The sequence below is a fragment of the Sporosarcina sp. E16_8 genome (assembly GCF_017347095.1).
Classification (GTDB): domain Bacteria; phylum Bacillota; class Bacilli; order Bacillales_A; family Planococcaceae; genus Sporosarcina.
Map to the genome: position 1 here is coordinate 1 of NZ_JADPRZ010000135.1, position 536 is coordinate 536.

Genomic DNA, 536 nt, shown 5'->3' on the forward strand with positions numbered 1-536 from the left:
TTGGACACTTTCGGAACTTGGTTGGACACTTTCATAGTTTCGTTGGAAACTCCCCCGTTCGTTGGACGCTTTCACGGTTTGGTTGCAGACTCACGGGGATTGGTTGGACACTATCCAAACTTGGTTGGACACTTCCATAGTTTCGTTGGAAACTCCCCCGTTCGTTGGACACTTTCCCGGATTGGTTGCAGACTTCTAGGGATTGGTTGGACACTTTCGGAACTTGGTTGGACACTTCCATTGTTTCGTTGGACATTCCCCCGTTCGTTGGACGCTTTCACGGATTGGTTGCAGACTTCCAGGGATTGGTTGGACACTTTCGGGGCTTTGTTGGACACTTTCATAGTTTCGTTGGAAACTCCCCCGTTCGTTGGACACTTTCCCGGATTGGTTGCAGACTTCTAGGGATTGGTTGGACACTTTCGCGGATTAGTTGGACACTTCCATAGTTTTGTTGGACACTCCCCCGTTGGTTGGACACTTTCACGGGTTGGTTGCAGACTCCCAGGGATTGGTTGGACACTTTCGGAGCTTGG

General features: G+C 50.2%; 1 protein-coding gene. It reads left to right on the top strand.

What is annotated here, in order from left to right:
- The coding region (locus I2484_RS21255; protein WP_207153008.1) for a hypothetical protein at positions 1–405 on the top strand (405 nt) is incomplete at its 5' end.
- Positions 406–536: the final 131 nt, after the last annotated feature.